The 15,818-nt window shown below is 45.7% G+C and carries 7 protein-coding genes; 2 read left to right on the top strand and 5 right to left on the bottom strand.

The genetic code is table 11. From position 1 onward, the window contains the following. The 3 genes from SNE26_RS28045 to SNE26_RS28035 form a co-directional block, all read right to left on the bottom strand. Entirely contained in the window at window positions 1–3,390 is a 3,390-nt protein-coding gene (locus tag SNE26_RS28045) for a hypothetical protein (protein WP_321557127.1), read from the bottom strand. A gap of 532 nt (window positions 3,391–3,922) precedes the next feature. Beyond that, entirely contained in the window at window positions 3,923–6,052 is a 2,130-nt protein-coding gene (locus SNE26_RS28040; protein ID WP_321557126.1) for a glycoside hydrolase 43 family protein, read from the bottom strand. Window positions 6,053–6,100: 48 nt separating this feature from the next. Continuing rightward, a complete protein-coding gene (locus SNE26_RS28035; RefSeq protein ID WP_321557125.1) occupies window positions 6,101–8,089 on the bottom strand; it encodes an alpha-L-arabinofuranosidase C-terminal domain-containing protein in 1,989 nt (662 codons plus the stop codon). 519 nt (window positions 8,090–8,608) lie between these two features. Between SNE26_RS28035 and SNE26_RS28030 the strand changes: the two genes are divergently transcribed. Next, complete coding sequence (locus SNE26_RS28030) at window positions 8,609–11,929, top strand: TonB-dependent receptor (protein WP_321557124.1); 3,321 nt, start codon at window positions 8,609–8,611, stop codon at window positions 11,927–11,929. Between the two features lie 11 nt (window positions 11,930–11,940). Beyond that, window positions 11,941–13,749 carry a RagB/SusD family nutrient uptake outer membrane protein gene (locus SNE26_RS28025; protein WP_321557123.1) on the top strand — a complete coding sequence of 603 codons (1,809 nt, stop codon included), beginning with the start codon at window positions 11,941–11,943 and terminating at the stop codon, window positions 13,747–13,749. 612 nt (window positions 13,750–14,361) lie between these two features. Here the strand turns inward: SNE26_RS28025 and SNE26_RS28020 are convergent. After that, entirely contained in the window at window positions 14,362–14,889 is a 528-nt protein-coding gene (locus SNE26_RS28020) for an adenine phosphoribosyltransferase (RefSeq protein ID WP_321557122.1), read from the bottom strand. Next, a complete protein-coding gene (locus tag SNE26_RS28015) occupies window positions 14,886–15,755 on the bottom strand; it encodes a helix-hairpin-helix domain-containing protein (RefSeq protein ID WP_321557121.1) in 870 nt (289 codons plus the stop codon). Before SNE26_RS28015 ends, SNE26_RS28020 begins: the two co-directional genes overlap by 4 nt. Between the last annotated feature and the right edge of the window lie 63 nt (window positions 15,756–15,818).

Genomic DNA, 15,818 nt, shown 5'->3' with positions numbered 1-15,818 from the left:
TTATGGACGATAGTTATAGTTATAGCTTTTGCGGATATTCCCGTCCCTGTCCTTCGCATTCAGCAGCCGCTGGAAGCTGTCATATTCGTAATAGGCCGTTTCGCTCTTGGCGTCCGTGCTGCTTGTCACGCCGAGCATGGGGTCGAAGGTGAACGTATTGAGCTGCGCATCTGCCGGGTAAATTCGGATGTCGTCGTATGCGTCACTCCCGGTCACTGCCATGGGGAACGTCGGCCCGGTGTATGCCTGTTCTTTTTTGAATTGCCACAGGCCGCCAATGCGGTACCAATAACTGATCACATACGCTCTTGTGTTTGGCTTTGTCCAGGAGACCACCGCGTTGGTCGTATATTTGACGCCCGTATGTCCGGTTCCAGTTCCAATACCGGTTCCGGAACTTTCTTCAAACCCTTCATAATAAAATTCGTTCGGCTCTGCGTTGGTGGCTTTTGCAATGGGATAATTCGAGTTGTATCCCCACTTATAGGAGATGAACGGCCCGTTTTCAACGCGCTGCTCGGTCAAATTCCCGAAGCTGTCATAACTAATGGAATTTAGCCGTAGCTCATAGCTCGCGGATTTCGCATATGCCCCTGCTACTCCTGTAATAGGCAGCACTCCGAAACCCGAATTAGAGAATTTGAAAGACGCAAGTGGAATCAGGTTCACCGTCTTGATGCCATATACCGAATCGACGAGCCCTTTTCCATCCGGCTTGTACGTTCTGAACACTCCCGAAATAATATTGGTATTGGTACCATCAGCATTCTGCCGATATGACACTGTCTCCATCGGTACATCGAGTACGTGGTTGGTCACAAGGTTGTTGATGAAGGGTGTTGAAGTCGTATAGTCTTGCGGGTACGTAGTCAACGTCGTTAGCAACTGCCCGTTGCTTTTGGTGATCTGGCTCCGGGTGGGGTTGAAATGTTTCGGGTTATCGTATCGATCCACTTCCAGGTGGGAAGAGATCAGGTTCTGCTGAGCGTCGTACTCAGTTGTCCTGGTAGAATCTTTATATACCCAATATGAGTTGACATTGTATTGCAATACATCAAACTGATCATAATCGGTTGACGCGATAGGGTTATGCTCTATCGTATACTCGCTGGTGATCACATAGCCATAATGTGTTTCTCTTGCCCGGCTGTCATTGACAAAGTGGTTATAAATTTTGCGGGTGTATAGATATCCTGTCCCATTTTTTTTGAAATAGTTGGTATTGGTTTCATGTCCATTATCCCAACCAATATTTGAGAGCGGGGCTCCTTTAACATCATTTCCCATGGTTATATGGGCAGGTATATCGGAATGGACAGTAAATAGGTGTTCTACTCCTCCATTTTCAAAGTTGTTGCCGAACCCTTCGATTACGCTGTCATACACTACATTGTCGCCGTCATAGACAAACAGATTATACATGCTGGATGAACTACCTTGTTTGTAAGTACAGAAAGTCTCACAGTTGGTGATTGACCTATAGTCCTTATAATAAAGAATGGAAGCCGCATCAATAACTGTATTACTTGAATGGGCATTCAAATTAGACAGGGGCGCGTAATAAAACCTTTTAATGGAGGTATTACTCTGAACAGGATCGAATGTTATTACTTTCGCCACCCGCATCCCACCGAATTGCCCAATCTGCTGTTGATACGTGATATCACCGTCAGCATACGTCAGACGAGCATTTCCCGCTATTACGGAACCATAAGCGGTAACCTTTATAGTATAGGTATGCCCTGGGTCAAGCACAACATTGCCCGTCTTCGTTTCAAATGGAAGCGCTTTTAAGTATAGAAGCCTCGAACCGGTAGCGCCATCGTCAACTTCTGCTTCGGCGAACTGGTGTATCGTGTCATAGGTCCCTGATCCTCCAAGCCCCTGGCAATACAATGTAAAGACACCGCCGGCTTGTTTCAATATCACACTTGAGGTAGTTGAAGCCGTTACTGCTGACCTCGTACCGGCACCAGTTACGTTTTGAGAAACGTTCTTATTCGGTGGAGGAATAGCGACAGTAACAAGTCCCTTGTGTGGCTCATAGATAAGGCTGTCACTGCCACCAGTGGGATAAATTATTTTTGTCAGCAATCCTTTTTTTGCATATAGCGAGTCTGGATTTCTGTCGCCCATAAACGCGGGGAACATCCCCTGAACATAAGGATCATCCGCTGGTGGCACAAAAATAGTATTGTCTTTTCCATTGAAGTACCCATAGTGATCCTGCGCAAATGAGAGCCTCGGGGCGAGCCCGTTGATGTCTTCGTAGCTGAATTTATATTTTTGTGAAGCGACGGCACTGGCGTTTTTTTCGGTGACGCTTTGCAGGAATGGCCTGACCTTTTCGCTGTTTCCAATATAGCTATTGGACACGTATTGCGTCCCGCTGTTGGAGTAAATATATCCCAGGGAAAATTGCTTAAGAACGGTCGCGCTGGTATTGCTATATACATTGATGTTGCTCACCAGTATGTCCCCCTGCACATCGGCTCTTGTAATATTATCTATAGTTACTTTCCCCTGATCAAAATCGACCTCGCTCAATGCAACTCCCTGTGTGCTCAGCGATGATCCGCACACAAGATCATTGGAGATCGTCCCGCAGGTTGTCTGATCGCCGGGGCACGTCGCTCCTGCGCCTGTAGTTGGGGTTCGGGTGAGCGACTCGCTGACTGCTGAGCTGTAGAAATAATTTATCGCGGTATATTTGAAGACAATAGAATCGCCCTTTACAGACTTGATCTTGTTCAAATACCAGGCTGTCGGTATCGGCGATCCGTACGTCTTGCTGCAGCTTGCTCCCCCGGCGGTGTAGGTCTTGGTGTTCTCGGTTGCCGAGCCTCCTCCGAAAAAATATTGCGTGCCGTTACCGTCAGTAACCTTAAAATTCCATATTGTTCCGGTGAAGTTAGGCTCGATTTTTAAATTGGATTTCTCCAGCAATATTGGATGCTTAACGGAATCAAGGATGAATTTTCCCGACATGCCGTTAAAATTGAAGTTGAAGATGTCGGGCTGAGTATCTTGCCCGGTATAGTCGCTGTGTACTGCCGTTTTGAGATAGTTATAAAGCGAGGTGATATGGTTACTAAAGCTGGTAGGGGGCGATACGAAGGTACCAAGCTCGTCCGGCACGTCATATACCGTTCTATTAATCACTCCGCCAAAATTCAAAACCCAGCCAATCCCGACACGGGATGCCAGCTCATCTACTTTTACACCGGACGAGTGGTAGGATAGGCTGATTGGCACGTTGAGGTCTCTACTTTGGACAGTAAACAGTGCTATGTGCTGCTGCGCCGCCCCGGTAAACAGACCAGGGCCAACGCCACCAAAACGTCCCAACTGACCGGCATTGGGAGCCGGTGGAAGAACTTCGGTTGCCATGAAAGGGTTCTGCGCTACTGTTGTGATTGAAAAACAGCTGCACAAGACGCAAAGGATTAAATAAAACCTTGGGTTAAGGAGATTCATTTTTGATAATGGTTTAAGTGCAATAATTTCAGAGTCATGACAACTACGTGGCTCTGTTCGGTGATATTTTACGAAAAGGGGCTGTTTGTCTCGGGTATGGAAACGTTGCTGATAATAGTTGTTAACCCGCGAAGGAGTGTCGCAGCTTTCTTATTGTTTTTGATGGGACTGTAATGCATCCTGGCTTAGATTGTTGCGCTAAAGTTAATTATTGTTCCCCGGAATTGCAATCGTATTTTTACGCTAAAACTACTGGTTAAAATACCTATTGATTTTTTCGTTTATTTTCCCGATACAGCTATAGCGATATTAAGCAATCTACTGACCAAAGCCGGCGGAATGCCTCCACTTGCAGCATGGGTGTCAAGAGCATGATAGATAGTCCGCCCTATCCATCCATTGCTAAAGCCAGCCAAGCTCTTCATAGTCCCAATCTCCAAAACACCTACTCCAAAATTGTCCATAAAAAACAGGAGCCGTCCTTCCGGTCGGGCCGGGCACCGGGGGCATCGGCGGAGGTCAGGCTCCCGCCAAAGGGGTCGGCAAAAAGGTAGCGGTGCGTGGCCAGCGACATCAACATAAGGTCTCCGCGCAGCATGTCCTGCCATTGAAACTGCGATGCTTCGCCTTTTTCTTCATTTTCAAGCCGCACTTCGGCCATTCCACCTAATCCCTTTATGGTAACCCACCTGCCGTCGGTAACTGATTGCAGGGCAATCCGCCCATGTCCGCGGTCAAATATTTTAAAACCGGCCGTATTATTTTTAGCAAACGCGCTGTTTTCCGGCACCGGCCTTAAAAATCCTCTCCAGTTAACCAGGATGGTTGAATCGGCAAGGCTCTTTAGCATAATTACTTTGCCATAAGGAATTGGCCTGGTTAAACCGTTTGCCCTTGGCTCACTTACCACAAACGAGTTAAAATCAGCATCCCCCCCGTTTTTGCCCATAAGGTTAAAATTAAAGAGGCAATACCGCTCGCCCTGGAATGTCCGGCCATTATAGATCATAATATATTCATCGCCTATATTGGTAAAGTTTTTCCCGTCTTCGCTATAGCTGAAAACCGTTTTTTCGGTATCAAAGTTGCAGCTTGCCCGAAACCAGATGTGCGGGCTTTTTACAGTTGTCCTCATCGTTTTATTCCGTTGCTGATCAAACTGCCTGATTTCAATAGTATCGTGATTTTTGGTTGCCGCGATCCAGGCATATGGCATATTTAATAACGCCAAACCGGCAAGGTCTCCCTGTTTCAGGTTTTTCAGATCTGCCTCTGCCGTAACAACCGACTCCGGCCCGATTGCCCGCTGGGTAAGGGTATTTTTCGCATTCCAAAAATCAGTAGCAGGAAGCGATTTCAACCTCAGGTAACCCTTTCTTTCAGACAGCGACCACCTGTTATCGACTGGAACATGGTTCCATTGCCAAATCGGTTGGAGAATGGTTGAAGAGAAGTCATCGCTTCTGCGGAAGGTAGCACGGGGTGCCGTGTCAAAGCCTGTATTGGGTTTTACCCAGGTTTGCGGGCTCCGGGTAAGGTTACCGGGCAATCCGAAGTAAGGCCATTCTTTTTCCCAGGTAACCGGCGACAGGCATAGCAACCTTCCTACTGAGTTATGATCCATCATTGACCAGCCCCACCATTCGCCCGATTGGATCTGAACAATCCCGCCCTGATGCATCGGAATTGCGCCAACCAGGTTTTCTACAGGCGGTTTTATCCTGAAAGGTGCTGTTTCCCTTTCATTAGCAAGCCTATACCCTGTCCCTATCCCCAGGTTTTCCTTTGCGCTCATGACATTAATTTCATAAGGGCCGCGGGGATTGTCAGAGCGGAGGCATACCTGGTAACAAACAGGGTCATAATTGGTATTGGTTATATAATATTTACCGTTGATCTTATAAAAATGAGAACCCTCACCGGCTCCGCTCCCTTTTGGAACTATCACCTGTTCGGAGCCTGGTTTAATGTCAGTCATTTCATCATTCAATTCGGCAAGGTGAACTTCATCATATCCCCAAACAATATAGTTTTTACCATCGTCATCAAACAAAACAGAAAGATCATGAAAGCTTTTTTTCATAGATGCCTGCGTCCATGGCCCTGCGGGGCTTGATGCCGTAAATAACTGGGTACTAAAATGGTTTACATTACTGAAAATATAGTATTTGCCGTTATGATAACGAAAGCAGGGCGCCCAGATCCCTTGTCCATAAACATTTTTTCCTTGTTCGAGGCGAAAATCAGGCCCCAGGTCCAGTTTGTTTACAGCATAGCATACAAATTCCCAGTTCACCAAATCTTTTGAATGCAGTACCGGCAAACCGGGCATGGTATGCATGGTTGTTCCGGTAAGGTAATAATCATTACCAACCCTGATCATATCCGGGTCTGAAAATTCGTCGTAAAACAGCGGATTAGTAAAGGTGCCATTTCCGTTATCAGAAATCCATGTGGCCCCCTTTTGCGGCCCGCCGGTTTTTGTTGTACTTTCCTGTGCTTCACCAGTTTTAACAAGTGTACAAAGGATCAATATAGTCGCAGCCGGTAACTTAAAACAGTAAAAACATTTCATAAAATTTAGTGTGATCATTTTAGGTGGACTTTTTTTTGACATACTCAGTTATTTTGTTTTAAGCCTGATCACACTGAGGGAATAAGGAGGGGCGACATATGATGCAAGGCCGGCTGTTGTAATTTCCCGGCTTACTGTTTGTACTGCCTTTGGATCATTGATCGTATTTTTATCTGCGGGGTTCCCCTTTAGCAAATCCAATATAGCCTGTTGCCCGCTGATGTTAATACCGGCCAGGTCAATTGCCGCGTTCGCTTCTTTCCCTCCCGCATTTACAATTTTCAAAATAATATCTCCTGTCCTGCTGTCCTTTACGCAGGAAGCAGCCAACGTTGAATCCCTGCCGGTATTATGCAATTCAAATTTCACAACCCCGGGGACATACAGATCACCCTGGTTAACCGAAAACAGCTGCTGCACATAATAATTTATAGTAGGTGCAAGTGTTTTGTTGTTGAAATAAATGAGGTTGGGGTTCCAGGAGGTATGCGATAAATTAGCAAGCATTGGGGCATAAGACGCCATTGCAACAATATCACCGTTTCTTTCAAGGCCTGTCATGAACGCGGCTTCCGAAAGAGCGTTGAGCAGGCTGTTACCCCATGATGCATATTCGCCGATATATACTTTTGATTTTGTTCGGCGGTAACTGTCATAACGTGTGTTATTATCAAGGAACCAACCCGGTTTTTGATAAAAGTGTTCATCAACAACAGGCACCGAAAGTTTATCGGCAAAAGCCCAGCCAAGGTCAAAATCTTCACCGGAGGGGAATGGGCCAACAGTGCCTACTATGGTAATTTCCGGGTGTTTTACCCGCACTTCGTTACTGATCATTTTAAACCTGTCCCTGAAATCATCGGTTTGTTTGTCTTCATTTCCGATGCCGATGTACTGCAGGTTAAAAGGTTTGGGATGTCCTGCTGCGGCCCGTTTGGCGCCCCATTTTGAAGTTACAGGGCCGTTGGCATATTCTATCAGGTCAAGTATATCCCGGATGTATGATTTCATTTCGGCCAGCGGCAAACCTTTTTGACCGGTGCCTCTTGTTCCCCCCGAATTTTGGCAGCTTACGGCCGCCGCAACCACCGGCAGCGGCTTTGCCCCAATGTCTTCACAAAACCTGAAGTATTCAAAAAATCCAAGACCGTAGCTTTGATGATAATTCCAGATATTCCTTTGCTGTTGCCGGAGTTCGACAGGGCCGATGGTGTTTTTCCACCGGTACATGTTGTCCAGCCCGTCGCCATGAACGAGACAGCCGCCGGGGAAACGCATAAATTTAGGTTTCAGGTCGGCAATGGCCTGCGCAAGGTCGGCCCGCATCCCGTTTTTTTCGTTTTTAAAGGTATGTTCAGGAAATAAGGAGATTTCATCTATTGCAATTTTACATTTTGCGAGGGCGAGCACCGTAAGCTTTGCCGAATCTGCATCCTGGGCAGCTTTAATGGTGCCTGTATATTTTTTCCACCCGCTGCCCTGGGTTTTAAATGCAAATTGCCCGTACGAAATACCTTTCCCTCCGCGAAGTTCTACCTTCACAGGTACCGGCTTAGCAGAAACCTGCCGGATGTACACCGAAAAATTATAGCTCTCGCCTGCATGCAGGCAAATACCGTCAAAACCTGAATTAGTAATACCAACGCCTTCCTTCCCCGGGTCGTCAATATTCAGCAAAACGTAATGCGGATTGACCGGGGCAATGGACTGTGCGCTTTCTACAGAAATTGTCCCATACCCAAAACCGGCTGTAGTATACTCCCAAAAACTCAGCGGCTGCCATTTTTTATTATCGCCAGGGGTGTATTCAAATGAACGGTTTTGGATTAATTCTGCATATAAACCACCATCTGCAGAATAACTCAGATCTTCAAAAAAAACGCCAAACAGGTTGTTACTGATTGGCTTTAGCTGCTTTTGGCCTACGCCCTGTTCTTTTCCGGCAGAAACTTTGACAGATTGCTGAGCCAAAACCAGGGCCGGCATCAAGGCGGCGGCAAAAAAGAAGGGAAGTAATATTTTTTTAATAAGTGTCATATAAATTGGATTTACCCTTATTGTGGTTACGTCGGCCAGTTTCAATCATAAACTTAATAAATGCCGGCCAAGGCAACCAGTATGCAACAAGACAATCTCATGGTCATTTGATACTCTGAAAGTACAGTATTTTCGGGTATAAATTTCTGCCTTGATATTATTTGCGGAGAAAAGAGGATCTGCAGGTAAGCGGATTTTTCCGGATAAGGTTTGTGGCAAATACCCTCGCTTGCAGGATTGGTATATCACGCGCAATGTCATTCTTTATTGGCAGCCTGAACAAGGCTGCAAGCGGGCATTAAAGGCGTTAAACCAGCCTACGTATATTGACGCTATTACCAGGCACCTTAGCTATTTACCTCCCTGATTTCCATCCCGCAATTATTCCCGTAAGCTCAGGCCGCCAAAAAGAATCTCATTCATTAGTGAGTATAATAAAATCCTGCGGGTGTCTTTATGGTGATTGAGCGGATAGAGCTGGTCATCACACTAAGTCATAAACCTAAAAATTTAAGAACTATGAGTTTTTTTTACCAAAAAAAGTATTCGGCGAGGTGCTTTTTAGTTTTTTTGCTGCTAATAGGCATAGGCTATCATGCTGCGGCGCAGGACCGTCAAATCAGCGGTACTGTAACAGATTCTGTCTCCAGGGACCCCTTGCCTGGCGTAACTGTGCAGGTTATTGGCACTACCAATGGCATTCAAACTGATGTAAACGGCAGGTACAAACTAACCGTTAATCCCGGCGCAAAAATATCTTTCGCTTTTGTGGGCTATAACACGCGTAAAGTTACCGTTGGCGATAATCCTGTCATCAACATTCAATTATCAAGCAAAAGAAGCGATCTGGAAGAGGTTGTAGTGGTTGCTTACGGAACACAAAAGAAGCCGTCGGTAGTAGGCGCTATTGCCACCGTGAGCTCAAAAGTATTTGAAGACCGCGGGCCAACAAATAACCCTGTTGCCAATTTACAAGGCCAGGTTCCGGGCATGGTTGTAACAAGAACTTCGGCCCAGCCGGGCCGCGAAAACTGGAACTTCCAGATCCGCGGTGCAACCTCTGTTAATGGACAGGACCCTTTGGTAATTTTAGATGGAGTTGCTCTAAACAATAACAATGAGCTGAACTCGATCAACCCCAATGATATCGACAATATTTCGGTTTTGAAAGATGGCTCGGCTTCAATATATGGTGCACGTGCTGCCTATGGTGTTGTACTGATCACAACCAAAAAAGGCAAAGCAGGTAAAATGCTGATCCAGTACGATCCTTCTGTATCTGAGAAATTTTTAGGTCTTCAGCCTAAAATGACAAACATTGATCAGTGGGCAAATGGCCTCCTCCAGGCTAAAACCAATGATAATTATGGAGTTGCACCGGCGACAGATCTCTGGTATCAGATGGCCAATTTTGCGCTGGCCAACAAGGGTAATGTAATATTGGCATCCCAGATCCCCGGAAATACTACAGGGGGCATCACTGCAAATTCATTTTACAACGGCTTACCCGTACCCGCATTTCTTGATGTAAAGGAACTCGACTTTATTGATGTTTCGTTACAGCAGTATTTATGGGGCAGGGCAACTTCAACACAACATAATCTCGCTGTATCGGGCGGAAATGAGAAAAATACCTATCGCGTCTCTCTGGGTTATTTAAACGATGGCAGCCAGCTTCAGATAGGCAATAATGGTAATCAGCGCTATAACTTACGGCTGAACAACAGCTACAAATTCAGCGACAGGGTACAATTGGAAACCAACATTGCGCTTGAGCAAAACAATATCCAGCAACCAACCATGTATACTACAGGTAGCTACAGTGCACTTGGTAATGGGTTCCAGGTGGGCCTGCCAATGTACACGCAGTCTGGCAAACCTTATCAGTGGGGAGGCGTGGCAAGCCCGGCAGGTTTGCTGAGGGATGGCGGCGACAACCTGGAGAATAACAGCCGGGCTTTATTGAACTCAACACTTACCTACAATTTCATGAAGCACCTTACATTTACCGGAACAGCAGGATACAATGCCTGGTGGCAAGATGACCGTGTGCAAACCAAAACTGTACGCCTTTATTCGTATGATGACAAATATCTAACCGGGACTACCGCGCCGGCAGGTGGTACTTCGGGAGGAAGCCAAAACTATTTCCGTGCGAATATCAATGATAAATATTATAACCTCATTGGCCGTGTTACCTATGCCAATACTTTTAACAGGGTACATGATGTGTCTTTGATGATCGGCAGTTCGTACGAAAGGGATGAGTATGATATGTTCAACACCCGTACCTACAATTTGGGAAGCGATGATGTACCTTCTTTAAATTTGGGGTTGAGCAGTACGCTGGCCGGTTTTGTAACCAATGATGAGCAACGCAACCACTACGCCCTGGGCTCGTATTTTGCAAGGGCTACCTATGCTTTTAAAGGTAAGTATCTTTTTGAGGCAACCGGCCGGTATGATGGTTCTTCAAAATTTATTGCAGATAAACGCTGGAAACCATTTTACAGCATCATGGGCGGCTGGCGCTTAGGCGAGGAAAGCTTCATCAAAAGCACAAATATTTTTAGCGAGTTAAAGCTGCGTGCTTCTTACGCTACATCGGGTAGCCAGGGCGGCATAGGCCTTTATGACTACCTGCAGTCGCTGAATGTAGGCAACAGTAACACTCTTTTAGGTTCAGCACTTGCAACCGCAACTACAACCACCGGAAACCTGGTTTCGCTTGACAGGACCTGGGAAACAGTGATTAAACGGAACATTGGTATTGATTTCGGTTTGCTGAACGGTCGCTTAAACGGAACTTTTGAGGTATTCCGCAATCAAAATAAAAACATGTTGGTAAGTGTTACCTATCCGGCAGTTTTGGGTATCGGCGCTCCTCAGTCAAATAATGGTGACCTGAAAACCTGGGGATGGGAAGGACAGCTAACCTGGAGAGACCACATTGGGCAGGTAACTTACAGCATTTCCGGTAATATAACCGACAGCCAAAACAAATTGGTATATTTTAATGGTGTTCCGGCACTGGGTGCAGGTTATAACCCCACAGTTGAGGGTTATCCGCTCGGCTCATATTTTGGCCTTAAATACGGAGGCCGTTTCCAGACACAATCGCAGGTTGATAGTTATAATTCCACTTATTATGCCCCCGGGGGAGTGATCAATACTATTGGCATCCCTATCGCTTCAGCGCTTACCAATTTGCCGGGTCAAAATTCAGGTTTACGCCCGGGTGATAATTACTATGTTGATGTTAACGGTGATGGTAAACTAACCACCGGTACATCGGCAAAAGATATGGGCGACCTCATATACTTAGGCAGCGACGTTCCGCGCTATACCTTTGGTTTAACCTTAGGCCTGCAATGGAAAGGTTTTGATTTTACAAGCATTTTTCAAGGTGTAGGAAAAAGAACAATATTCAGGGCCAATGGCAGTGCAAACAACTGGCGCATACCTTTTACCGCGCTTGGCCAGGCGCAAACCACCCAATGGGTGGGTAACACCTGGACACCCGAAAACACCAATGCTTTTTATCCCAACCTTCACAGCAACGGTATTAACGGTTACAACTATCAAATCTCCAGTTGGTCCGTTGAGAATGGGGCTTATGTACGCCTGAAAAACCTTGTTATAGGTTATACTTTACCCAAGGCATTACTGGCGCGCACCAAGGCCATCAGCCGTTTAAGAGTCTACATTTCGGGAAGCGACCTGTGGGAATACAGCAAAATCCACGATGGCTGGGACCCTGAAATTACCAGGACCACTGCAGGCAATGAGCGTTATCCCTTTTACAGGTATGTAACTTTAGGTGCAAACATTACTTTTTAATTGAAATGATTATGAAAAATATATACCGAAGGATCTTCAGTATCCTGTCAATCATTATTACCATAGGCTTGTCCGGTTGCAACAAGTCACTTAACCTTAAACCACAGGACCAGCTTTCGGAAGCCGCGTACTTTAAATCGGCCAACGATTTTAAGACCTTTGCCAACCAATATTATGGCTATCTCCGTAATTTCAACAATTCATTCGCAGATAACCCGCATTATGACGGGCGTGCGGATGTATTTGGCGGCGGGGGTACTTATGGGGCAGGTATCAATACCGTGCCGGCAAGTGATGCTTACTGGACTAACAATTATGCAAGGATCAGGACCTGCAATTACTTACTTGAAAAGGCGGCCACTTTCTCCGACCAGGCCAGCATCAGCCAATTTGTAGCCGAAGCTAAATTTTTCAGAGCTTACTGCTACTTTGAATTGCTACAATTGTATGGCGGGGTTCCGCTGATCACCAAAACGCTGAACCTGGATTCGCCTGAGCTTTACGGCGGCAGGGCAACACGTGACCAAATAGTTGATCAGATCGTAGCCGACCTGGAAGCAGCCATACCAAATTTGCCTGCATCCATCTTAGCCAATTCTGCAGATTTTGGCCGGGTGAGCAAGCCGGCTGCACAAGCGTTTTTGGGCAGGGTTGCACTTTATGAGGGTACCTGGCAAAAATTCAGAAACGGCAATGCCGCCCGCTATAATATGCTCCTCGACAAATCGGCTGCGGCTTCCAACGCGGTGATAACCAGTAATCTGTTCGCGCTTTTTGGCACACCGGCATCCAATGCCCTGGGCGGTAACAGTACCATATTGGGTGATTCTGCGCAGAAGTACCTTTTTATCCTCGAAAACCCAAAATCAAACCCTGCTTCAGTTACCAAAACTGCTAATCATGAGTACCTTTTATCGTACCGCTATGATGATGTGAGCAAAACAATCGGAACAAATATCAGCAGGCAGGGAACGCAAATTGGCCCTCAGCATAAATATGTTAATGCATTTTTATGCCAGGATGGGTTACCTATCGAAAAGTCGCCGTTGTTCCAGGGCTTTGAAACCTACGGTTCAGAATTTGTGAACCGTGACAACCGCTTAAAGTATACCATCAAAATAAATAACATGTATTACTGGTATGGTAATGCCAATTACCGTGTAACGTGGCTAAATGACGCCGCTGATATTGCAACGTCTACCGGGAAAGTTGTTCAGATCTCAGGCTACGGAAATCAAAAATGGGTAACTGAGCGTAATTGCCCGGATACGAAAGAATCTGAGGATTACCCGGTGATCCGCTATGCCGAAGTACTGCTCAACTATGCAGAAGCAGTTTATGAACGTGACGGAGCTATAACAGATGCCGACCTCAACAAATCGCTCAACCTGGTACGTTTACGGGCTAATAAAAATATGCCGCCATTAACCAACGGCTTCGCAGGCGCAAACGGATTGGATCTGCGCACAGAGATCAGAAGGGAACGTTTTATTGAGCTTTATTATGAAAACTTCAGGTTTGACGATATCAAGCGCTGGCATAGTGCCGCCACCGACCTGGTTACCAACACCGGGGGTACTGCTTATGGAAACATCAGTGCTTTTGTAAGCCAATGGCCGGTGGGCATTAAATTTAAAGGTACACAGGCCGATGTTGGGCCAAACCCTTTAAAGCCGGCCCCTACCAACGCGTTGGATGCCAATGGCCAGCTGATCATTGACAATACAGCACGCAATTTTTCGGAGAAAAATTATTTATATCCGATCCCGGCACAACAAATCACCCTCAATCCCGCGTTAACGCAAAATCCGGGATGGTAAATTTATTTAACAATCCAAAGGCCGCCTCAGGGGCAGCCTTTGGATTGTTATGTATTATCACCTATAACAATTACAAATTTTTCTTAAATAGATCTGCCGTTTAAGTTGTTTATACATGCAGAGTAATTCGTTGGCGTTCCCGTTAGCTAACGGGCCGGGCTGTACATTCCAGTCCTCGCTTTTCCTGCCCACATCCCAACCCGCGCTGATCTAAAATGGTCTTTTGTTCTATAAGCAGTAATCATAGAACACTATCAGATAGCAGATTAAGCCAATCGAACCGTTAACAAAACAGAAATATTCACGATGAACAAATAGCCGGATTTGGTGATTTGGTAAAAGAAATTACATATGCACGTCAGGATAAGTGAAAGTATTGAAAGTTGATCCCGGCATTGGTTTGTAAATGTTGATTGCTGTGACAATCAACATCGGCCTCTTTAAAATTCAAGTCTAATTAATTGTAATTAAATTTTAAATCATCCTTGCAATTATATCAATTAGTGTTATAATTGCAAGGATGATAAAACGCGAAGCTCAACAGGAAATTGTCATTTTATTGCAGGAGTTTCCTGCTGTAGGGTTATTGGGGCCGCGCCAGGTGGGTAAAATTTAATAATCCGCCAGCACTATCAGCTTATCACAAATAGGCGTTATCCTTTCTTTACCATTCAAAAAACCCAGCCCTACTACAAAGGAAAAACCGGCAACTACACCGCCCATTTCCTTGATAAGCTCGCTGGCCGCGGTTACTGTGCCGCCGGTAGCCAGCAAATCGTCATGAAGTAATATATGCTGACCGGGTTCAAAGGCATCGGTATGCAGCTCGATGGTGGCGGTGCCGTACTCCAGCTTATACGCTTTTTGTTTTATGGTGAAAGGCAGCTTACCCGCCTTACGCACAGGTACAAACGGCACCCCTAATCTGGTAGCCAGCGTAAGCCCGAACAGGAAGCCCCTGCTTTCGATACCGGCCACTGCATCAATCCGGGTCCCCTGCAATTGTTCAACAAAAGCATCGATGATGTTTTCGCACAATCCGGGATCTTTCAGTATGGGCGTGATATCTTTAAAAACAATTCCCGGTTTCGGAAAATCAGGAATATCCCTTATGGCTGCTTTAATTTGCTGAGCTATCATTTGAAAACTAAATAAGGCCCAATTTTACGCAAAATTCCGTCATTAAGTATCGCAATATTTTTCAGGTCGTGCAGGGCATTGTAATTACCGTGCTCATCCCGGTAAGCAACAATGGCATCCATTTGTTTATAGCTCAGGTAGGGGAAGCGCTTAAGCTCATTAAAGGTAGCCGTGTTGATGTTCACTTTAATAATGTGTTTGCCATCAACTTCGATACCGGCTTCAATCTGCTTATACTTTTCTTCATCAATGCCATACACTTCCCTCAATTGTTCCTTATTGTAAAACCCGCCTACCCGCTCCCTGTAATGAACAATGCGCCGGGCAAATGCGGCACCTATTCCCCTGATCATGGTAAGCCTCGCCGAATCGGCTGTGTTAATCTCTACTACTTCACCTGGTTTCACCTTGTTTGTGTGATAGGCAGGGCCACCGGGCAGGTTAATATATGGCTCAAGAAGTTTATATGCTGCCGGGCTGATGCTATACATTTTTTGCACATCGCCTTTAGTAAAAAACCGTCCCCCCTTTTCTTCATAATGCTTAATTACCAGGGCCTGGTGCTCAGTAAGGCCAAGTTTTACCCAACCGGCAACAGGTAAGTTATTGGGGTTAAAATGGAAGAGTGCAGCAGGCCGGGCATTACGATTACCGGTAAAAACTTCATCCGCTGCTATATCATCGCCTGTTTTATCGGCATTGGCTACCGCTTTATCAAAAGCCTTAAAATTTATTGTATTATCTTTGCGGTTTGCCTGAAACACATAAGGGGCCAGCAAAACCATTGCAATTAAAATAATCAGTACTACCATGCCGTTCCACTCTTTTTTAGTGACAGACAGGTAGTTTTTAATTTGCGGCCTCATTTATATATGTTCCCGGCGTTAAATTAAATAAAAATTTAGGATATTTATTTGTTAAAACATACT

The sequence above is a fragment of the Mucilaginibacter sp. cycad4 genome, from assembly GCF_034263275.1.
Lineage (GTDB): Bacteria > Bacteroidota > Bacteroidia > Sphingobacteriales > Sphingobacteriaceae > Mucilaginibacter.
This window is presented reverse-complemented; position numbering and strand designations above follow the sequence as displayed.